The organism is Comamonas sediminis (assembly GCF_041107495.1).
Taxonomy (GTDB): domain Bacteria; phylum Pseudomonadota; class Gammaproteobacteria; order Burkholderiales; family Burkholderiaceae_C; genus Comamonas; species Comamonas sediminis.
The window spans coordinates 624,489-644,516 of record NZ_JBGBDC010000001.1; the positions used below are offsets into that span (position 1 = coordinate 624,489).

Below are 20,028 nucleotides of genomic sequence, written 5' to 3' on the forward strand. Positions count from 1 at the left end.
CGGACCCCCAATGTGCCCCAAGGCTTGCCACCCGTCCTTGATATACATCAAGAACCCATTTGGCGCCTGCACGCACAATAGGCCCATACATGGAACGCCGTTCCTACACGAATATTTGTTCACGGGTATTGATACATGACATCCAACTCCATCAAAGTGGCGTGCTCCAACTGCAATCTGCGCGAGCTGTGCATGCCCGTGGGTCTGTCGGCCGAACAAATGGAGCGTATCGACGAGATCGTTGCCACCCGTCGCAAGATCAAGCGCGGCAGTGCGCTGTTCCGCAATGGCGAGACGTTCACCTCGCTGTATGCGATTCGCACCGGCTTCTTCAAGACCAGCATCGCCACAGAAGACGGGCGTGACCAGGTCACCGGTTTTCAGATGGCGGGCGAGATCATCGGCCTGGACGGCATCGTCAATGACCGCCACTCCTGCGACGCGATTGCGCTGGAAGATGCCGAGGTCTGCGTGATGCCCTACTCGACACTCGAGGACCTGTCGCGCGAAGTGACGGCCTTGCAGCACCATGTGCACAAGGTCATGAGCCGCGAGATCGTGCGCGAGCACGGCGTGATGCTGCTGCTGGGCAGCATGCGTGCCGAAGAGCGTCTGGCCGCCTTCCTGCTGAACCTGGTGCAGCGGCTGCACGCCCGGGGCTTTTCGCAGCATGAACTGATCCTGCGCATGACCCGCGAGGAAATCGGCAGCTACCTGGGCCTGAAACTTGAAACGGTGAGCCGCACCTTCTCCAAGTTTGCCGAGGAGAACATCATCGAGGTCAAGCAGCGCCATGTGCGCATTCTCGACACCGACAAGCTCCAGGGTCTGATCAACACCCAGGCCTGCTCGGCCTGAAAAGTGCAGGCCCGAGACACGAATGCGGCCTGATCCGACATCGTTCCGCGCGATAAGCGGCGATGCTTGGAGATGAAACCAGGGCAAGGCAGCAGCCTGTGGCCCTGTCCAGAGTCTGACCCGAAAGGAGCCTGTCATGTACCAACATATCCTGCTTGCCACCGATGGCTCTGAGCTGTCCGAGAAAGCGGTCCGCCATGCGCTGGCGCTGGCCAAGCTGAGCCATGCCACCGTCACCGCCGTCAATATCTCGCCGAACTACCCGCGCAGCTACTTCGAAGGCAGCACGATGCAGAACCCCGATGACATCGCACGCATCGAAGAAGGCTGGCAGCGCGCTGCGCAGAGCGTGGTTGACAAGGTCGTGGCCGAAGGTGCCGCAACGGGCGTGCCGATCAAGACCTTGGTGATCAAGTCCGACCTGATTGCCGAAGCCTTGCTGGAGACGGCCAAGAAGGAAAACTGCGACCTGATTGTGATGGCCTCGCACGGCTACCGGGGCTTGAAGCGTTTGCTGCTGGGCAGCGAAACCCAGCATGTGCTGACCCATGCGACGATACCGGTGCTGGTGCTGCGCTGACCGCCGCATAACTTCAACCCCGATAAAAAACCCTCGCTTGCGGCAGCGGATGCGCTGCAACCAGCGAGGGTTTTGTCATGGCGGCTCCAAACCGCCTCTGCAGGGTATCAGCCCTTGAACAGGCCCTGGTACTGGTCGCGCAACAGGTTCTTCTGCACCTTGCCCATGGTGTTGCGGGGCAGCTCGGCCACGACAAAGCAGCGCTTGGGAATCTTGAAGTTGGCCAGCTGCTTCTTGAGGGTCGCAATGATGGCTTCGGCGTCCAGTTGCTGGCCTGCCTTGGCTATGACCACCGCCACACCGACCTCGCCAAAATCCGGGTGTGGCACCCCCACCAGCGCGCTTTCGGCAACGCCCGGCAGCTCGTTGATGAAGCCTTCGATCTCGGCCGGGTAGACGTTGTAGCCGCCGGAGATGATCAAATCCTTGCTGCGGCCCACAATGGTCACATAGCCACGCGCATCGATCTTGCCGACATCACCGGTCTTGAACCAGCCGTCAGCGGTGAACTCCTGGGCGGTCTTCTCGGGCATGCGCCAGTAACCGCTGAACACATTGGGGCCTTGCACCTGGATATGGCCGATCTCGTCGGCGCCCAGTGCCTGGCCATCATCGCCCTGCACCCGCACGCCCACACCCGGCAGCGCAAAGCCCACCGTGCCGCCCCGGCGCTCATCCTGGCCGCCATGGCGGGCATCGGCCTGGTAGGGGTTGGATACCAGCATGATGGTCTCACTCATGCCATAACGCTCCAGGATGGTGTGGCCGGTGCGGGTCTGCCATTCGCGGAAGGTCTCGATCAGCAACGGCGCCGACCCCGAGATGAACAGGCGCATATGCCGGGTGGCCTCCTTGGTCAGGCCGGGCTCGGCCAGCAGGCGCACATACAGGGTCGGTACGCCCATGAAGACCGTTGCCCGTGCCATCGCGGCAATCACCGCCTTGGGCTCGAACTTGGCAAACCAGATCATCTTGCTGCCGTTGAGCAGCGCCGCATGGATCGCGACAAACAGGCCATGCACATGGAAGATCGGCAGCGCATGGATCAGCACATCGCCCTTCTTCCAGCCCCAGTAGTCCTTGAGCATCACCGCATTGCTCAGCAGGTTGCCGTGGCTCAGCATCGCGCCCTTGCTGCGGCCCGTGGTACCGCTGGTGTAGAGGATGGCGGCCATGTCGCCGGCGGATTTCTGCGCCGGCGTGTGGGTATCGGCACAGTGCACCGCGCGCTCCAGCAAGGTACCGCTGCGGTCATCGCCCAAGGTGAACACGCTTTGCGTGCCGCACTGGAAGGCGATCTTGGAGACCCAGCCAAAGTTGGCGGGCGAGCAGACCACGACTGCTGGTTCCGCATTGGTGATGAAGTACTCGATCTCGGCACTTTGGTAGGCGGTGTTCAGCGGCAAAAAGACATGGCCTGCGCGCAAGGTGGCCAGGTACAGCGCCATCGCCTCGACCGATTTTTCCACCTGCACCGCGACCCGGCTGCCGGAAGGAATGTTCAGCGAATCGAGCAGGTTGGCGATGCGTGCACTCATGCGATCGAGGTCACGCCAGCTGTAGTGCAGCGGCGCGCCGCTGGCCGAGGTGGTCTCCACCGCGATGGCATCGAGGTCGTCAGGAAAGGCTGCGCGCAGCGCGCAGAACAGGTTGTCGTTGGTCATGTTGGTCTACGTGGTTGGTGGTTTCCTTGGCGCCTGCAGCCGGGCCGCTGGCCCGCGCAGGCAGCGTCAAAACTGGGGACTTCTCTTGGCTACAAAGGCGGCAATGCCTTCGCGGTGCTCTGCAGAATCGGCATAGGCATAGGGCTGCTGCAGCACCGGGGCCTGGGCATCGCCGTCGGCCAGCGCACGCAGCAGTTGCTTGGTCATGCGGGCGGCCTGGGGGGCCAGGCCACAGATGCGGGCCACCGTGCGCGCCAGCTCGGCCTGCAGCTGGGCGGCCGGGAGGACCTGGCTCAAAAAGCCCGAGGCCTGCATCTGGTCGGCACCAAAGACCGCCGCCTCCAGCAGCATCTGCCGCGTCTTCGCAGGCCCCACCTCGCTCAGCACCAGCGCCGCCTCCCTGGGCGCCATCGGAAAGCCGAGCTTGGCAATGGGCGCGCCAAACTGGGCCGTGTCTGCCGCCAGGCGGCTGTCGCAGCAGCTGGCCAGCTCCACGCCCGCGCCCATGCAGGCCCCTTCAATGGCGGCGACCAGGGGCACATCGCATTGCAGCATGGCATGCAGTGCAGGCCATACCTCGCCTTCATGAAAGGCGGCCAGGCTCTCGGGGTGAAAGCGAAAGTCCGCGTATTCCGAGATATCGCCGCCAGCGCAAAAGGCCTCGCCCTCGCCCTGGAGCACGATGCAGCGCAGGCCTGGCCGGAGCTGCAATTCCTCGAACACGCTGCGCAGCTGCCGCCACATCGCCCGCGACATCGCATTGCGCTTGCCCGGATGGGCCAGCACCACGCGCACCGCCTGTGCGTCGGCTGCGTCCTCGCCCGCCGTCCACGATTCCACACGAACCTGCCCCGCCATCACATCGCTCCTGCTGTTATTCAATCTTCGCGCCCGAGACCTTGACCACCTCGGCCCAGCGCTTGACCTCATCGGCCACAAAGGCCGCAAACTGCGGCTGCGTCATGCTGCCATATTCCGCGCCGTTCTTGGCCCAGATGGCCTTGATCTCTTCCGAGGTGCCCATGCGCTTGACCTCTTCGAACATGCGCGCCTGCAGCTCGGGCGACGTGCCCTTGATGGCCCAAAGGCCATACCAGGTGGTCACGTTGTATTCGGGCAAGCCCACCTCCGCGGCGCAAGGCACATCGGGCAACGAGGGGTTGCGCTGGCTGCCCGAGACCATCAGGCACTTGATGCGCCCGGCAGCAATATGCGCGGCGGACGAGCCCAGTCCATCGAACAGCATGTCCACATTGCCGGCGATCAGGTCCTGCAGCGCCGGGCCGGCGCCCTTGTAGGGCACATGCAGGATGTCGGTCTGGCTCTGGATCTTGAACAGCTCACCGGCCAGGTGGTGGCTGGTGCCGGCGCCGGCCGAGGCAAAGCTCATCTTGCCGGGGTGGGCCTTGAGCTGGGCCAGCAGCTGCTGCATATTGGCCGCCGTCACCCGCTTGGGGTTGACGACCAGCACCTGCGGCACCGTGGCCAGCAGCGCCAGCGGCACCAGGTCCTTCTGGATGTCGTAATCCAGCTTGGGATAGACCGAGGGCGCAATCACATGGTGGGTGCCGCCCATGAAGAAGTGGTAGCCATCGGCGGGCTGGCGCGCCGCAAAGCTGGCCCCCAGGGTGCCGCCGGCGCCGCCTTTGTTGTCGATCACCAGGGTCTTGCCCGACAACTTCGAGAATTGCGAGGACAGCGGCCGCGCGAAGGCATCGGTGCCGCCCCCTGCAGGAAAAGGCACGACCCAGGTTACCGGCTTGGCCGGCCAGTCGCGTGCCGCAGCTGCACTGGCCCAGCTCCAGGCGGGCAGCGCCGTGCCCGCCATGCCGGCAGCCAGGCCCAGCAAGGTTCGTCTTCTGGACGGCGAAGGTGTATTGCTCTTGGTCATCTTGTCTCCTAACGTTTGTTTTTTAAGATCCACGCACACCCGCCTGCGCGCGCCAACAACAACGCGCAGGCCCTGAATGGTCAGCAAAGCCTGCCCACCACCCAGGCTGCGGCCCTTATGGGGGCCTGCAGTTCTCTCCAGGCCAGCGCAGCACCCGGGGGCGCCATGCTGGCCTGCCATCCATCAAAACAGGTTCAGACCTTGGCCAGCGCCTCGATGCCCGAAGACACCGGAATCTTGCCCTGTGCCAGCAAGTTGCGGTGCTTGTCCAGGCGCTTGAGGTCGTACAGGTAGTTCACCATCAGGCCGTAGGATTGCTTGATGCCCTTGGTCGAGGTGTCCCCCGCCCAGTTCAGGCGCTCGACCCGCGAGCCGTTGCCCAGGTGAAAACGCGCGACCGGGTCCACCGGCTTGTCCTTGACCAGGCTCTTGCCCAGGTAGCGGGCAGCGGCATGCATCAGCAGCTTGGCAGCCGGGTCGCCCGGTTGCCATTGACCGGGTTGCTCCAGCGCTGCGATCCAGTCGTCCGCCGTGGGGTCGGCCTTGTCCAGCGCCTTGCCCAGCTCGGCGCGCAGACGCTTGTCGGCGCTTTCCCAGACATCGGCTGCGTTCTTGCCCAGCCAGCTGCGAAAGCCAGGGATCGGCGACAGGGTGGCAAACTGGCGCAGCTTCGGAAACTCCTGCAGCAGCTGCTCCACCACGGTCTTGATCAGCGAATCGCCAAAGCTCACGCCACGCAAGCCGGTCTGGGTGTTGCTGATCGAGTAGAAGATGGCCGTACTGGCCTTGTTCACGTCGGCTGCGGCAGCGGCCTCGTCCAGCAGCGGCGCAATGCTGTCCGACATCTTGTCGACCAGCGCCACCTCGACAAAGATCAGCGGCTCATTGGGCAGGCGCGGGTGGAAGAAGCCGTAGCAGCGGCGGTCGCTGTCGAGGCGGTTTTTCAGGTCGGTCCAGCTGCGGATGTCATGCACCGCCTCGTACTTGATGAGTTTTTCCAGCAGGGATGCGGGCGAATCCCAGCTGAGGCTGCGCAGCTCCAGGAAGGCGATATCGAACCAGGTGGAGAACAGGTACTCCAGATCGGCATCGACCGCGACCAGCCATTCATGGCTTTTGATCTGCGGCAGCATCTGCGCACGCAGATCCAGCAAAAAGCGCATGCCCTGCGCCGGCACCGCAAAACGCTGGAACAGCCGCATGCGCGGCGTCTGCAAGGCCTTGCGCAACTGGCGCTCGGCAGCGGCCATGCTTGCAGTGCCGATGGCGTCTTCATAGCGCTGGCGGGCCTGGCCGATCTTGGCCACGTCGGGCACAAACTGCTCGCACAGCAGGCGCCAGCAGTCCAGGCGCTGCTCGGGCTGGGCAGCGGCATACCACTGCATCACCGGCTCGGCCAGGCGCCCGCCTTCGGCATCGCTCACTTCACTGGCCGCCACCGCCTGCAGGTCGGCCAGCAGCCGGCGCAACTCGCGCGGCGACAGCGCTTCATTGCCGCGGCGCAGGGTCGCCTTCAGGCGCTCGGTCGTGTCACGCTCGCCATCGGCAGCGCTGCTGCTGCCCAGCTCGGTAGGAATGCCGACCGAGCGCAGCCAGGCCGCACTTTTTTGCAGCCAGCTGTTGGCAGCGCTGTCCACCCCGGCAGCGGGCGAAGTTTCAGTGGCGGTGGTCATAAAGCAATCCTCGACGGTGATAGTGGAGTGGTGCGCAGCAGCGCCTTGCGCTGCTGCAGCAAATGGTTGCGCATGGTCTGCTCGGCGGCATCGGCGTCGCCGGTCAGCATCACGGCGTAGATATCCAGGTGCTCCTGCAAGCTGGCCTGCAGCCGGCCCGGCGCGCGCAACTGGTGCAGCCGCGCCAGGCGCAGAATGCGGCGCAGATCGGCAATCGCCTGGGCCAGCCAGCGGTTGTCGGCCAAGGTAATGAAGGCCTCGTGGATCTGGTGGTTCATGCGGTAGTAGGCGGCAATGTCGCCCGCCTCGGCGTAATCGACCAGCTGCTCGTGCATCACATCGAGCACCGCACGGTCGGCGCTGCTGAGTTTTTTGGTGGCCTCGTAGGCGGCACGCCCCTCCAGCAAGGCGATGACCGGAAAGATATCGTCCAGGTCACGCTCGGTCACGGTCTCGACGAAGCAGCCGCGCCGGGGCTCATGGCGCAGCAGGCCTTCGGAGACCAGCAACTTCAGGGCTTCACGCAACGGCGTGCGCGACACGCAGAGCTGGTCGCACAGCGCCTTTTCGTCCAGCAGTTCGCCCGCCGCCAACGTGCCGGCAAAGATCAGATCCCGTATCTGGATCGCCACCGTGTCGTGCAAAGGCTGTCCGGCAACTGCCATCCGCTTGCTCCTTTGTGAAGGCCATCGTTCTGCGCGGGCCAGCAGCCCCATCTACAGTGCGTGCCTGTAATTATGAGAAATTACAGCGCATTTTGGCACCCGTGTTAATACCCGGTTCGTAGTCCGCAATCACTGTTACCGGTGCAAACCCTCACCTCAGGCATCTTGGGTAAAAAAAAGCAGGCACCGGTTCCACCGGGCCTGCCTGCTCTTGCGCTGGGGCCGTGGGCCCGCAGCATGTGACGAGGTTCTCAGTCCTTGCCGTAGGGGTCAAAGTCAAAGTACTTGTCGGCAATCTTCTTGTAGCGGCCATCGGCGCGGATGGCGGCAATCGCATCATTGAGCGACTTCTTCAGCTCAGGCTGGCCCTTGCGCATCGCAATGCTGGCGCCTTCGCCAAAGATCTTCTTGTCCACCAGGGTGTCGCTGACAAATTCAAAGTTCTGGCCTTCGGGCTTCTTCAAAAAGCCATAGGCAATCTCGACGCTGTCAGCCACCGAGCCATCGAGACGGCCGGAGTTGATATCCAGGTACACCGGGTCACGGCCCGGGTAGGACACCACATCGACGCCGGCAGGCTTGAGGTAGGTCAGCGCCCATTTTTCCTGGATGCTGGCCTTGAGCACGCCGATTTTCTTGCCCTTCAGCGATTCGGGACCGGTGTATTTGAAGCCTTTGGGCATCACGATGCGCGCACCGGTGTGGTAGTACTTGTTCGTGAAGTCCACGACACGGGCGCGGTCCTCGTTCTTGGCCATCGAGCTGATGATGACGTCGTATTTCTTGGCCTGCAGACCGGGGATCATGCCGTCCCAGACCTGCTCGACGAAGACGCACTTGCGCTTGATCTCGGCGCACAGCGCATTGGCGATATCCACGTCGAACCCGGCAGGCTGGCCTGTAGGCAGCTTGTAGGTAAAGGGCTCATAGCTCAGGTCCACGGCCACTTTCAGATCGGGCAAGGCCTGCTGCGCGGACACCGCCGCACTGCCCAGCATGCACACACCGGCCACCAGGCCCAGCACCCATTTTCTTGTCATATCGTCCTATCTCCGCTCAGGCAAAAAACAAAGCCGCTGTGCCAGATAAACCCGGCACAGCGGCTGATCAGTATAGCCCTATAAAACCAGGGATATAAGCGGTTTACGGCGTGGCCAGCACCGGTTGGCTGCGGCCCCGGTTCCACAGGTAGATACCCAGCAGCACCATCGGCAGGCTGAGCCACTGGCCCATGCTGAGGTTCAGCGACAGCAGGCCCAGGAAGTCATCGGGCTCGCGGAAATACTCGGCAATGAAGCGCAGCAGGCCGTATCCGATCAGGAAGACGCCGGCCACCTGGCCCTCACCACGCTGCTTGCGCGAGTACAGCCACATGATGACAAAGAGCAGCACGCCTTCTAGCAGGAACTGGTAGATCTGCGAGGGGTGGCGCGGCAGCATCGAGCCGCTTTGCGGAAACACCATGCCCCAGGGCAGATCGGGGCTGGAGAAGCGGCCCCAGAGCTCGCCATTGATGAAGTTGCCTACGCGCCCCGATGCCAGGCCCAGCGGAATGCAGGGCGCGACAAAGTCGGCCACCTGCAGCCAGGGCCGGCCCTTCAACCTGGCAAACAGCACCATCGACAGGATCACACCGACCAGACCACCATGGAAGCTCATGCCCCCTTGCCAGACCGCCAGGATCTCCAGCGGATGGCTGAGGTAGTACCCGGGTTTGTAGAACAGGCAGTAGCCCAGACGGCCACCGACGATGACCCCGAGCACGCCGTAGAACAGAATGTCCTCGACATCCTTGCGTTGCCAGCGGGTGGGCGTGGTAACCGAGGCAAAAGGCTGGTCCTTGAGGCGGCGAATGCCCAGGAACAGAAACAGGCCAAAGGCGACCAGATAGGTCAGTCCATACCAGTGCACGGCCAGCGGGCCGAGCTTGATGGCAATCGGGTCAAATTGGGGATACATCAGCATGGCAGGCATTGTGCCGCAGTTCGCAGCGGGCAGCGCCAACCGGGGTGGTGGCACAGGACTTACCCGCGCCCATGCGCATTCGATTACACAATCGATATCATCGCGTTCAACAAAAATTTACGTCAAATTAACCAAATAACCAAGACAAAACATTCAATATGACCAAAGCAAAAAGGAATTTGCGATCAATATGACAGCAATCGCCTTGGGTCACGCTATACTGCCAGCGGCGGCAGCAGTCCAGCCACCGCTAGAATCTTCCATCCAGCTTTCAATCCACGCTATGACTTCCACCAGTGTTCCATTGACCGGTAGTATTGTTGCCCTGATCACCCCCTTGCATGCCGATGGCAGCGTGGACTATGCAAGCTTGCGAAAACTGATCGACTGGCATATCGCCGAGGGCACCAACTGCATCGGCGTGGTGGGCACCACCGGCGAGTCGCCCACAGTCACCGTCGAAGAACACATGGAGATCATCCGTGTTGCCGTCGAACAGGCCAACAAGCGCGTGCCCATCATGGCTGGCTGTGGTGCCAACTCCACCCATGAGGCCATCACCCTGGCCAAGTACGCCAGGAGCGTGGGTGCCGACAGCCAGCTCCAGGTCGTGCCCTACTACAACAAGCCCACCCAGGAAGGCCAGTTCCAGCACTTCAAAGCGATTGCCGAAGCGGTGGGCGACCTGCCGATCTTCCTCTACAACGTGCCCGGCCGCAGCGTGGCCGACATGCAGCACGACACCGTCCTGCGTCTGGCCGAAGTGCCCGGCATCGTCGGCATCAAGGAAGCCACCGGCAACATCGAGCGCGCCCAGTGGCTGATCAAGGATGCACCGGCCGGCTTTGGCATCTACTCGGGCGATGACCCCACCGCAGTGGCGCTGATGCTGTGCGGCGGACACGGCAACGTCAGCGTCACCGCCAACATCGCGCCGCGCCTGATGAGCCAGCTATGCCAGGCAGCAATTGCCAAGGATGTTGGTCGGGCTATGGAAATTCAGAATAAACTGCTGCCGCTGCATAAAGCCCTCTTCTTGGAGGCCAACCCCATTCCGGTAAAGTGGGCGGCCAACAAGATGGGCCTGTGTGGCCCAACCCTGCGCCTGCCGATGACCGAGCTTTCCGCCGGTCTGCATGGCACGGTGGAAGCTGCCATGCGCGGAGCCTCCTTGCTCTAAAGCAATCATCCGCGCGTTGCCTCTGTTAAGGATTTGAACGTGAATTCCCTCGCAAAACTCAGCGTGCTGAGCCTGTCTGTCACTTTGGCCGCTTGCGGTACCGGCAATATTCTCGAAGGCGACAAGATCGACTACAAGAGCGCCTCCAAAGGACCAACGCTGGAAGTCCCTCCGGACCTCACCCAGCTGTCCAAGGACTCGCGCTATGTCGTGCCTGGCGGCACCGTTTCGGCTGCGGCCTACCAGGTGCAAAAGGATGCTGCGCCCAAGGGCACGGCCAACACGGCTGCCTCGCAGATTGGCGACGTGCAGATCGAGCGCGATGGCAACCAGCGCTGGCTGGTGATCGACCGCCCCGCAGACAAGATCTGGGAGCCGGTCAAGGATTTCTGGCAGGAAAATGGCTTTGCACTGACCATCGAGCGCCCCGATATCGGCATCATGGAAACCGACTGGGCCGAAAACCGCGCCAAGCTGCCGCAGGATTTCATCCGCCGCTCCATTGGCAAGGTGTTCGACTCGATCTACTCGACCGGCGAGCAGGACAAGTTCCGCACCCGCATCGAGCGCCGCCCTGATGGCAAGACTGAAGTCTATGTCAGCCACCGCGGCATGGAGGAGGTCTACTCCAACAAGGAAAAGGACAGCACCATCTGGCAGCCCCGCAAGGCCGATCCCGAGCTGGAGACCGAATTCCTGCGCCGCATCATGGTCAAGCTGGGTGTGAGCGAAGAGCAATCCAAGGCGATTGCTGCTGCACCGCTGGCCCCTGTCAGCACCTCCAAGATCGCCACCGCAGCCGATGGCTCGCCGCTGCTGCAGGTCAGCGATCCGTTTGACCGCACCTGGCGCCGCGTGGGCCTGGCGCTGGACCGCACCGGCTTCACCGTCGAGGACCGCGACCGCAGCCAAGGCGTGTACTTCGTGCGCTACATCGACCCGACCGATCTGAACAAGAAGCCCGACGGTTTCTTTGCGAAGATTTTCAACCGCAACCCGGATGCACCGGACCCGATCAAGTACCGCATCCAGGTCAAGAGCGAGGCCAATACCAGCAACGTCACCGTGCTCAACGAGAGCGGCAAGGCAGATACCTCGGCGAATGCACAGCGCATTCTCAAGGTACTGGCAGACGACATGAAGTGATGCCCTGCCCGGCCCGTTGGGCCGTGTACAGCCTCAGAGGCCACTGCGCATGCGCAGTGGCTTTTTTTATTGGCGCCGCCGGCCGCTGAAGGGCCTCAGCAGCAGGCCCCTCAGCCCCGCGCCCCCACAAAAAAAGCCCGTGCAAAGCACGGGCTCGTTCAGGCGGATCAGCAGCGCCGGCCCGGTGGTCACCAGGCCAGCGGCTCAGCGCTTACTTGCTCACCGATTCCTTGGCAGCGGTAGCAGCGTTGGAAGCAGCATCGGCAGCGGCCTTGGCAGCATCCGCAGCAGCAGCGCCCGCATCCTTGGCAGCGTCAGCTGCGTTGTGGGCAGCGTCCTTGGTCGCATCAGCAGCATTGCCGGCGGCTTCCTTGGTGGCATCTGCAGCCTTCGAAGCAGCAGCGCTGGCATCGGCAGCAGCATCCTTGGCAGCGTCAGCAGCAGCGTTGGCGGCGTCCTTGGCAGCTTCAACAGCGGGGGCAGGTGCCGGTGCTGGCGCTTCCACGGGCGCAGGTGCTGGTGCTGGCACAGCAGCTTCTTCCTTCTTGCCGCAAGCAGCCAGAGCAACAGCAGCCATCAACGATGCGATAACAAGGGATTTCTTCATTTCGGTATTCCTAACGACGGTGGATTCTTGTGGAACGGGCCGGAGCAAGCAAAGCGCTCCGGCCAAGGGTGCGTAGCACAAAGTAATAACGCCTCAGCGTCTGGAATGAATTATAGGGATTACCCGGGCCGCATGCCTATGCTAACAGCCCCTGCAACGTTGCCGGCCAGCAACGAAAGACACGGTTGTCAACAATGGCCTACAAACCCAGTACGGTCGCCGCAAAATCCGGCGTGCTGGCGGAGCGAATCCACTCCTGCAAACGCTCGCCCAGCGGCACGATGGCACTGCGCTCGGCGCTGGCCACACCCACACAGCGCGCCACATCCAGGCGCTGCACCGCCCACTGCGGCGACCACAGCGCACTGGGGACTTGCGCCACATCGCGGCTCAGCAGCCGCCGGCACTGCAGGCGGTGGTCCCAGGTCCTGCGCCATTGCACCCAGCGCGGGTGGCGCTGCACCAGCCGGTCAAAGCGGTGGGCCAGCACCGTCATCTGCCCGCCCTGCCGCGCCCACTGGTGCAGCAGCTCCACTGCATCGGCGCTGCCCCAGGCCCAGTCGGCAAAATCCGCATCGGCCACGATGATCTGGCGCCAGCCCTGCGCGGCCGCCTGGTGCAGAAAGTACTGCAGCTGCGCATCAAAGGCTACCCGGCCCTCAAAGCGGCCGCTCAGGCCTTCGGCGGGCTGCCACGCCGCAGGTGCAGGGCCGCCGCTGCCCATCACTGCGGCACCGCGTGGGCCCAGCCGTCCTCGCACCACTGCGACAGCAGCTGCAAGGCATCGTCACTGGCACCGCTGATATCGCGGCGGTCCAGGTGGCGGCCATCGGCCAGCTTCTTCATCAGGCTGAAGTCACGGCCAGCGGCGCGGTAGCTTTCGCCATTGATGAACACATGGTGCTCGTCGTACATCATGCGGGTCTTGCGGTCCAGGGCCACGGCTTCGAGCATCGCAGGCGAGTCCTCGGGCTCGAACCAGACGTTGGCCTTGAGCTCGGTCAGTGACTCGCCCAGCGCGCGGGCCAGCGCCAGCGGCTCGGCCAGGCGCTTTTCGATGGCCGCGCGGGCAAAGTCCAGCATTGCTGGCGGAATGGCGCCCGGTGCCTGCACCGCCGTCTGCTTGGGATCCTGGTAGATCGGCGAGGCGGCCTTGGCATGGACCTCGCCATCCATCTCGTCACCCTCGGACATGCGCATCAGCAGCTCGCCGGCCAGCTCCTGCTGCGCCGGGGAGCGAAAGCCGATCGAGTAGGTCATGCACTCGCCTTCGGCCACGCCGTCATGCGCGTAGCGCGGCGGCAGGTAAAGCATGTCGCCGGGCTCCAGCACATACTCCTCCTGGGCTTCGAACTCGGCCAGGATCTTGAGCGGTATGCCTTCCTTGAGCGCCAGGTTCTTTTGCTTGCCGATGCGCCAGCGGCGCTTGCCATGGGCCTGCAGCAGGAATACGTCATAGCTGTCGAAATGCGGGCCCACGCCGCCGCCATCGCTGGCATAGCTCACCATCAGGTCGTCCAGGCGTGCGGCCGGCACAAAGGCAAAGCGCTGCAGCAGCGCATGGGCGGCGTCGCTGTGCAAATCGAGGCCTTGCAGCAGCAAGGTCCACTCCGGCGTCTTGAGCGAGGGGATGGCGCGGCGGCTGAACGGGCCGTGCTTGACACTCCAGGCGCCCGCCTTGTGCTGGATCAGGCGCGACTCCACACCCTCCTCGCCGGCCAGCTCAAACAGCTGGGCGCGCGGCAGCGGCAACTGCAGGTCTTTCCAGTCGCTGACGGCACCGCGCACCAGCAGCGGCTTTTTCTGCCAGTAACGGCGCATGAACTGGGCCGGAGAGATGCCTCCCAGCAGAGGCAGTGCTTGTTCGATTTGCATGGCTTTCTCGGTGATCCTCTGGGCACCCGGGCCCAAACTGCGACAATTGTCCTATGGAAATCACTGATCAATGCGTGGTCGCACTGACCTGGACGCTGAAAGACACCTTGGGCGAAACCCTGGACGTGCTCGACGAGCCCGTGGAGTTCCTCGTCGGAGGCCAGGATTTGCTGGCCCGCGTGGAGCAGGCGCTGCAAGGCCATACCGTCGGTAGCCGCGTGCAGCTGCACCTGGAGCCCGAAGACGCCTTTGGCGATTACGACGAGGAAAAGGTCTTCCTCGAATCGCGCTCGCTGTTCCCGCCGGATCTGGAAGAAGGCATGACCATCGAAGGCCATGCGCTGCCCCAGGGCACCAACCCCGATGCCCCGCGCGACATGATCTACACCGTCACCGAGCTCTACCCCGAGCATGTGGTGCTGGACGGCAACCATCCGCTGGCCGGCATCGCCATTCGCCTGGACATCCAGGTGGCCGGCGTGCGCGAGGCGACGGAAGAAGAGATTGGCACAGGCACCTGCGGCACCGGCTTCTTCCGCGTGCAGCCCCAGGCCCCCGGCAACAACCTGCTGCACTGACGACGGCGCTGGCTCCGCCTGCGGCCAAGCCGCCAGCCAAGCACCCAGACCAAGGCCATCGCACCGCGATGGCCTTTTTCATAGCCTATTTATTTCTGTCTTGACAGAAATAAATGAAACCCTAGAATCCACACCATGCAAATGACCGACATCCAACAACAATTTGTGCTGCACTGGGGCGAGATGGGATCGATGTGGGGCGTCAACCGCACGGTCTCGCAGATCCATGCGCTGCTGTTTGTGCTGGGCAAGCCGCTCAATGCCGAGCAGCTGAGCGAGACCTTGAACGTGGCGCGCTCCAATGTCAGCAACAGCTTGAAGGAGCTGCAATCCTGGCAGCTGGTGCGGGTCACGCATGTGCTGGGCGACCGGCGCGATTATTTCGAAACCAGTGTCGATGTCTGGGAGCTTTTTCGCACCATCGTGCGGGAGCGCAAGGAGCGGGAGTTCGACCCTACCACCCGCCTGCTGCAGTCCCTCGTCAACAGCCCCGACTTTGCCCGCGAGAGCGCCGATGGCCAGGACCGCATCATGGCAACCCTGGAGCTGATGCAAAAGCTGGGCGCCTGGAGCGACGAAATGCTGCGCCTCTCACCTGCGACGCTGGACAAGATTTTGACCCTGGGCGCCACCGTGCAGCGTTTTGTGCGCGGCAGCCCTGCGGCGCACGAGCCCGAAGCGCTGCACAAGTCCTGAGAACACAGGGGCTGTACTCTGAACGAGCACGGCCATTTTTTGGCACCATTATTTCTGTTGTGACAGAAACATCGAAAGGAATACATATGCTGAGCCGTGACACTGCCGATACCCGATTCCCGCTGACCATTTACTACGACGCCAGCTGCCGCATGTGCAACGCCGAGATGCGCCACCTGATGTTGCGCAACCAGGCGGGCAAGCTGATCTTTATTGACGCCAGCACCGCCGACCTGAGCGACGCCCCAGCCGACAAGGCCGCGCTGATGCAGGCCATCCACGGCGTGGACGCCGACGGCAAGGTCTACACCGGCGTCGACTGCCTGACCCGCGCCTACCTGGGCGTGGGCTGGGCCTGGGTGCCGCGGCTGGCCGGGCTGCCGCTGGTGGCGGATGCACTCGACAAGCTCTACCCGCTGCTGGCCCGCAACCGCTACCGCCTGCCCCTGGCTCCGATGGCCTGGGTGCTGGAGCAAGGCCTGCAATGCACGGTACGGCGCCAGGCGCGGCAGGCTGCAGCGCGCAGTGCGGCCTGCGCACGCGGCAGCGATGCCTGCGACATCGACCGCACGCGCTGAAAGCGCTGCAAGCACCCAGGCCCTTGCCTACCAGGAGAGACCATGCACAACCCCAACGCTCCCCAACCCACCGTCTTGCTCTGCGGCGGCCAAGGCTTTATCGGCCAGGCGCTGGCGCGCCAGCTGCGTGCCCAGGGCATGCGCGTGATAGCGGCCAGCAGGCGCTCGCAGCCGCCACTGCAATTTGCCAGAATGCAGCAGCCCGCCGACTGGCTGCCCCATCTGCAAGGCGTGGACCTGGTCATCAATGCCGTGGGCAGCCTGCGCGACCAGCCGGGGCCCAATGGTGCCAGCCTGGAGGCTCTGCACCAGACCAGCCCGCAAGCACTGTTCGAGGCCTGCGCCCAGGCGGGTGTGCGGCGCGTGATGCAGCTCTCGGCCCTGGGGGTGGACGACAACGACACCGCCTATGCGCGCACCAAGCGCGCAGCAGATGCCCGTTTGCTGGCATTGACTGCGCAAGGCCAGCTCGACGGCATCGTCGTGCGGCCCAGCATTGTCATTGGCGCACAGGGCGCCAGCACCCAGCTGTTCATGCGCCTGGCACTGCTGCCGGTGCTGGTGCTGCCGGCGGTGATGCAGCAGCGCCTGATGCAGCCGGTCGCGGTCGACGAACTGGCCGAGGTGATGGTGCGGCTGCTGCAGTCCCCCACCACCGGCATCGTGCCGCTCGGCGGGCCGCGGCGCCTCAGCATGGCGCAGATGATTCTGAGCCTGCGCCGGCAGGCCGGCCGCAGCAAGGCCCTGCAGCTGCGCCTGCCCGACTGGGCCACCCAGGCCAGCGCGCGGCTGGGCGATGCGGTGCCCAGCAGCCCCTGGTGCAGCGCCTCGTTGCAGCTGGCATCGCTGGACAACTGCTGCGATCCGGCGCCGATGGCGCAGTGGTTGGGCCGTGCGCCCACCGACCCTGGGCAGATGCTGGCGCTGATCCGCAACCCGGCAGCTCCCCCCTCGCCCGAAAGCCGCGCATGAACACCACGCCACGCGCTCAGCCCACGCAGCAGCCTTTGCAGCTGCTGCGGCTGAGCCTGGTTGCCGTCTGGTTGTGGACCGGCATCGCCAGCCTGCTGCAGTGGCAGCGCGAAAGCACTGCGTTGCTGGTGGCGGGCGGCATTCAGACACCCGGCATCCACGCCTGGCTGATAGGCGGCGGCGCGGCGCTGGATCTGCTGCTGGGCCTGTGGCTGCTGTGCCGGCCCGGGCGCGCGGCCTATGGCGCGTCGTTGGCCGCCATGCTGGTGATGACCCTGGCCGCCACCGCCTTGCTGCCTGGCCTGTGGCTGCACCCGCTGGGCCCCTTGTCCAAAAACCTGCCGATTGCTGCTGCCCTGTGGCTGCTGTGGCACAGCAGTACCCGCGACGGACGGAGTGGATGATGAACACCTATCTGCTGCTCAAAACCCTGCACATCCTGTCGAGCGTGCTGATGGTCGGCACCGGCTTTGGCTCGGCGTTCTATATGTTCTTTGCCAACCGCAGCGGCAATGTGGCGGCACAGGCGGTGGTCAGCCGCCTGGTGGTGCGGGCTGACTGGTGGTTCACGACGCCGGCGGTCGTCATCCAGCCGCTGAGCGGCTGGGCGCTGATGACAATGGCGGGCTGGCCCTGGCATACGCCGTGGCTGCTGCTGTCGATGGCGCTGTATGTGCTGGCGGGCCTGTGCTGGTTGCCGGTGGTGGTCATGCAAATCCGCATGGCCCATATGGCCGCCCAGGCCGATGCCCAGGGCCAGCCGCTGCCCGACGCGTACCGGCGCCTGGCCGGGCGCTGGGAGGCACTGGGCTACCCGGCCTTTGTGGCGATGCTGGGCGTGTACTACCTGATGGTCAACAAGCCCACACTCTGGAACTAGTGTTTTACAAACCCAATGCGCGCAGGTCAACACGGTCGTCCAACATCGGCGGGCACCAGTAGTAGGCGTTGGTAATGGGGTTGGACATCTGGAACAGGCCATCGGCAATGCCGTCTTCCTCGCCCGCCATGCGGCGCATCTGCGCTTCAAAGGCGTCAAAGCTGCGGCCAAAACCGGCAAAGATGGCGCCCACGGCGTCGCTGCCATCGGGCTGCACCTTCCACCAGGGCATATTGCGGCGCAGGATAAAGGCTTCGGGGCTGAAGCTCTCCTGCGCGGTGCGCTTGACGTGGGCCGACGCAGGCGCATCGTCCAGCTCTTCGTTGTCGCTCAGGCGCCGGCCAATCATGTGGTCCTTTTGCAAGGCGCTCATGCGGGCAAAGGCATCCATGTCATGCTGCCACTGCTGTACGGCAAAGTAGCTGCCGCCGTCCAGTCCCGGTCCCATGCCGTCGGCAATGGCGGCATGCACCGCGTCGTCGTCCTTGGGGTTTTCTGTGCCGTCTTCGTAGCCGGTCAGATCGCGCACCGCATCCTTGCCGTTCCAGCCGTGGCGGAAGCAGTCCACCACCTTCTCGCGGCTGAAGGCCGGCGCCAGCAGCGCTGCAGCCTCGCGCGACAGGCGCAGCACATCGCCCCGGTCATTGCCGCGCAGCCACAGGCACAGCGCATGGGGCGTCAGCGCCAGCGGCCCCTGTGGGCCGGTGATGGCCGGAAAGTTGCGCAGACCCGGCACCTGCACGCCCAGCAGATCGGCCACCGGCTGGCCGATGCAGACGACCACCTGCTCGCCATCGGCCCATTGATGCAAGCGCGCCAGCGCGGCGCGCACGGCCGGTGCATCGCCTGCGAGTTTCCACAGTTGGTAGCGGCTGGCGGCGGGTAGCGCCAGCAGGATTCCTGGTTGGTTCAAAGCGGTCATCGTGTTCGGGACGCGCAGCTGTGCCGCTGCGTCTTGGCTGTTGGATTGCAATCAGCTATTGTCGCGCAGCTGTCCTACAAACAAAGTCCTTGGCCATTCGCATTCCCCAATCATGGCCATAGGTGTTGCGCTTTCACTGCAGCTTGGCAGAATCTGTGCGATCAATGTCATTGCTGCCAGATTGCCGTGCGTGCACACTGGGCGCATGCCTCCATCCCGCACCACCGCCGCCCACAGCGCCCAGCCCGGCCACCGTGTCATCTGCATTGCCTACCCGCGTGCGATGAGCCTGGACATCACCGGGCCCATGCAGGTGTTTGCCACGGCCAACGATGTGCGCGAGCGCCAGGGCCTGCCCGCCTTCTACCAGCTGGTCTTCGCCGGGCTGGAAGCCGGGCCGGTGAACTTGTCCTGCGGACTGCAGATGGTGGCCACCCAGGGTTTGGCCCAGCTGCGCCCGCCCCCCAACAGCACCGTGCTGGTGCCCGGCGGCGACGGCGTGGTCGAGGTGCAGCACCACAGCGGCCTGCGCCAGTGGCTGCAGCGCACGGCGCCCAAGGTGTTGCGCCTGGGCTCGGTCTGCTCGGGTGCGCTGATCCTGGCACGCGCCGGCCTGCTCGACGGCCTGCCTGCCACCACCCACTGGTGCCGCCTGGCCGAACTGGCGGGTATGGAGCGCCCCATCCAGGTCGATGGCGACCGGCTGCACACCTTTGATGCCAGCCATCCGCAGCAGCGCCATATCTTCACATCGGCCGGGGTAACCTCGGGCATCGACCTGGCGCTGAGTTTGATCGAGGCCGACCTGGGCCGCAGCATGGCGCTGGCCGTCGCCCGGCATCTGGTGATGTTTGTGCGCCGGCCCGGCGGCCAGGCGCAGTTCAGCCCGCTGCTGGCCGCAGAGACCACGCAGGCGCCACGCCTGGCCGGGCTGCTGGAATGGATTCCCGGCCACCTGGGCGAACGCCTCAGTGTGGAGCAACTCGCAGCGCAGGCCTGTCTGCCGCCGCGCACCCTGGCGCGCGTGTTCCAGCAGGAGCTGGGCACCACGCCGGGCCGCTATGTGGAGCGCGTGCGGCTGCAGGCCGCCACCACCTTGCTGAGCCAGCGCCAGGCCTCTGTCTCCACCGTGGCACGGCTGTGCGGCTTTGGGCACCCGGAAAACCTGCGCCGCAGCTTTCACAAGACCTTGTCCATCAGCCCGCAGGCCTTTGCCGAGCGCTTTGGCGCCGGATAGCGAAGGCCAGCCGCACAGAGGCTGACCCGCTCAATCAGATACCCCATGCGATCCGGACAGC

Annotated in this window: 21 protein-coding genes and 1 pseudogene; 11 read left to right on the forward strand and 11 right to left on the reverse strand. The window is 64.2% G+C overall.

What is annotated here, in order from left to right; all coding sequences use genetic code 11:
• The first annotated feature begins 135 nt into the window (after positions 1-135).
• Positions 136-858: a fumarate/nitrate reduction transcriptional regulator Fnr gene (gene fnr, locus AB7A72_RS02740; protein ID WP_239811188.1), complete on the forward strand. Its 723-nt coding sequence runs from the start codon at positions 136-138 to the stop codon at positions 856-858.
• A 136-nt stretch (positions 859-994) separates the two neighbouring features.
• Positions 995-1,438 carry a universal stress protein gene (locus tag AB7A72_RS02745; protein ID WP_239811187.1) on the forward strand — a complete coding sequence of 148 codons (444 nt, stop codon included), beginning with the start codon at positions 995-997 and terminating at the stop codon, positions 1,436-1,438.
• A 107-nt stretch (positions 1,439-1,545) separates the two neighbouring features.
• On the opposite strand, the gene AB7A72_RS02750 is transcribed toward AB7A72_RS02745, so the two are convergent.
• The 7 genes from AB7A72_RS02750 to lgt form a co-directional block, all read right to left on the reverse strand.
• Positions 1,546-3,102, reverse strand: coding sequence for a malonate--CoA ligase (locus AB7A72_RS02750; protein ID WP_239811186.1), 1,557 nt, complete (start codon positions 3,100-3,102; stop codon positions 1,546-1,548).
• A gap of 66 nt (positions 3,103-3,168) precedes the next feature.
• The gene (locus AB7A72_RS02755) at positions 3,169-3,960 is read right to left on the reverse strand and encodes an enoyl-CoA hydratase/isomerase family protein (protein WP_369458946.1); all 792 of its coding nucleotides are present in this window, start codon (positions 3,958-3,960) and stop codon (positions 3,169-3,171) included.
• A 16-nt stretch (positions 3,961-3,976) separates the two neighbouring features.
• A complete protein-coding gene (locus AB7A72_RS02760) occupies positions 3,977-4,993 on the reverse strand; it encodes a Bug family tripartite tricarboxylate transporter substrate binding protein (RefSeq protein WP_407064943.1) in 1,017 nt (338 codons plus the stop codon).
• Between the two features lie 194 nt (positions 4,994-5,187).
• On the reverse strand, positions 5,188-6,666 hold the full coding sequence (locus AB7A72_RS02765; protein WP_239811184.1) for a malonyl-CoA decarboxylase: 1,479 nt from the start codon (positions 6,664-6,666) through the stop codon (positions 5,188-5,190).
• Positions 6,663-7,331, reverse strand: a complete 669-nt coding sequence (locus tag AB7A72_RS02770) for a GntR family transcriptional regulator (RefSeq protein WP_312834218.1) — start codon at positions 7,329-7,331, stop codon at positions 6,663-6,665. The genes AB7A72_RS02765 and AB7A72_RS02770 overlap by 4 nt, the downstream gene beginning before the upstream one ends.
• 251 nt (positions 7,332-7,582) lie before the next feature.
• Entirely contained in the window at positions 7,583-8,371 is a 789-nt protein-coding gene (locus tag AB7A72_RS02775) for a transporter substrate-binding domain-containing protein (RefSeq protein WP_312410189.1), read from the reverse strand.
• A gap of 103 nt (positions 8,372-8,474) precedes the next feature.
• The gene (gene lgt / locus AB7A72_RS02780) at positions 8,475-9,305 is read right to left on the reverse strand and encodes a prolipoprotein diacylglyceryl transferase (RefSeq protein WP_239811181.1); all 831 of its coding nucleotides are present in this window, start codon (positions 9,303-9,305) and stop codon (positions 8,475-8,477) included.
• Positions 9,306-9,579: 274 nt separating this feature from the next.
• Between lgt and dapA the strand changes: the two genes are divergently transcribed.
• Complete coding sequence (dapA, locus tag AB7A72_RS02785) at positions 9,580-10,476, forward strand: 4-hydroxy-tetrahydrodipicolinate synthase (protein WP_239811180.1); 897 nt, start codon at positions 9,580-9,582, stop codon at positions 10,474-10,476.
• 39 nt (positions 10,477-10,515) lie between these two features.
• Complete coding sequence (gene bamC, locus AB7A72_RS02790; protein WP_239811179.1) at positions 10,516-11,622, forward strand: outer membrane protein assembly factor BamC; 1,107 nt, start codon at positions 10,516-10,518, stop codon at positions 11,620-11,622.
• A gap of 343 nt (positions 11,623-11,965) precedes the next feature.
• On the opposite strand, the pseudogene AB7A72_RS02795 reads toward bamC, so the two are convergent.
• The 3 genes and pseudogenes from AB7A72_RS02795 to AB7A72_RS02805 form a co-directional block, all read right to left on the reverse strand.
• Positions 11,966-12,229 (reverse strand): annotated as a pseudogene (locus AB7A72_RS02795) (hypothetical protein); the annotation flags it as partial.
• Between the two features lie 199 nt (positions 12,230-12,428).
• Positions 12,429-12,953, reverse strand: a complete 525-nt coding sequence (locus AB7A72_RS02800) for a hypothetical protein (protein ID WP_369458947.1) — start codon at positions 12,951-12,953, stop codon at positions 12,429-12,431.
• The gene (locus tag AB7A72_RS02805) at positions 12,953-14,104 is read right to left on the reverse strand and encodes a JmjC domain-containing protein (RefSeq protein ID WP_369458948.1); all 1,152 of its coding nucleotides are present in this window, start codon (positions 14,102-14,104) and stop codon (positions 12,953-12,955) included. The genes AB7A72_RS02800 and AB7A72_RS02805 overlap by 1 nt, the downstream gene beginning before the upstream one ends.
• Before the next feature lie 53 nt (positions 14,105-14,157).
• Here AB7A72_RS02805 and AB7A72_RS02810 point away from each other — a divergent pair, with 53 nt between their 5' ends.
• The 6 genes from AB7A72_RS02810 to AB7A72_RS02835 all read left to right on the forward strand — a co-directional run bounded on the left by AB7A72_RS02810 (position 14,158) and on the right by AB7A72_RS02835 (position 17,808).
• Positions 14,158-14,682: an FKBP-type peptidyl-prolyl cis-trans isomerase gene (locus tag AB7A72_RS02810; protein WP_312410203.1), complete on the forward strand. Its 525-nt coding sequence runs from the start codon at positions 14,158-14,160 to the stop codon at positions 14,680-14,682.
• Between the two features lie 135 nt (positions 14,683-14,817).
• Complete coding sequence (locus AB7A72_RS02815; RefSeq protein WP_239811176.1) at positions 14,818-15,378, forward strand: GbsR/MarR family transcriptional regulator; 561 nt, start codon at positions 14,818-14,820, stop codon at positions 15,376-15,378.
• An 86-nt stretch (positions 15,379-15,464) separates the two neighbouring features.
• Complete coding sequence (locus AB7A72_RS02820) at positions 15,465-15,956, forward strand: thiol-disulfide oxidoreductase DCC family protein (protein ID WP_369458949.1); 492 nt, start codon at positions 15,465-15,467, stop codon at positions 15,954-15,956.
• 42 nt (positions 15,957-15,998) lie between these two features.
• Positions 15,999-16,928 (forward strand): NAD-dependent epimerase/dehydratase family protein, encoded by a 930-nt coding sequence (locus AB7A72_RS02825; protein ID WP_369458950.1) that lies wholly within the window; start codon positions 15,999-16,001, stop codon positions 16,926-16,928.
• Positions 16,925-17,332, forward strand: coding sequence for a DoxX-like family protein (locus AB7A72_RS02830; protein ID WP_369458951.1), 408 nt, complete (start codon positions 16,925-16,927; stop codon positions 17,330-17,332). The genes AB7A72_RS02825 and AB7A72_RS02830 overlap by 4 nt, the downstream gene beginning before the upstream one ends.
• On the forward strand, positions 17,332-17,808 hold the full coding sequence (locus AB7A72_RS02835; protein ID WP_369458952.1) for a DUF2269 family protein: 477 nt from the start codon (positions 17,332-17,334) through the stop codon (positions 17,806-17,808). The genes AB7A72_RS02830 and AB7A72_RS02835 overlap by 1 nt, the downstream gene beginning before the upstream one ends.
• Positions 17,809-17,812: 4 nt before the next feature.
• Here AB7A72_RS02835 and AB7A72_RS02840 read toward each other — a convergent pair whose 3' ends face one another.
• Complete coding sequence (locus AB7A72_RS02840) at positions 17,813-18,730, reverse strand: Dyp-type peroxidase (RefSeq protein WP_369458953.1); 918 nt, start codon at positions 18,728-18,730, stop codon at positions 17,813-17,815.
• A gap of 205 nt (positions 18,731-18,935) precedes the next feature.
• On the opposite strand from AB7A72_RS02840, the gene AB7A72_RS02845 reads away from it, so the two are divergent.
• Positions 18,936-19,967, forward strand: coding sequence for a GlxA family transcriptional regulator (locus AB7A72_RS02845; RefSeq protein WP_369458954.1), 1,032 nt, complete (start codon positions 18,936-18,938; stop codon positions 19,965-19,967).
• The last annotated feature ends 61 nt before the right edge of the window (positions 19,968-20,028 follow it).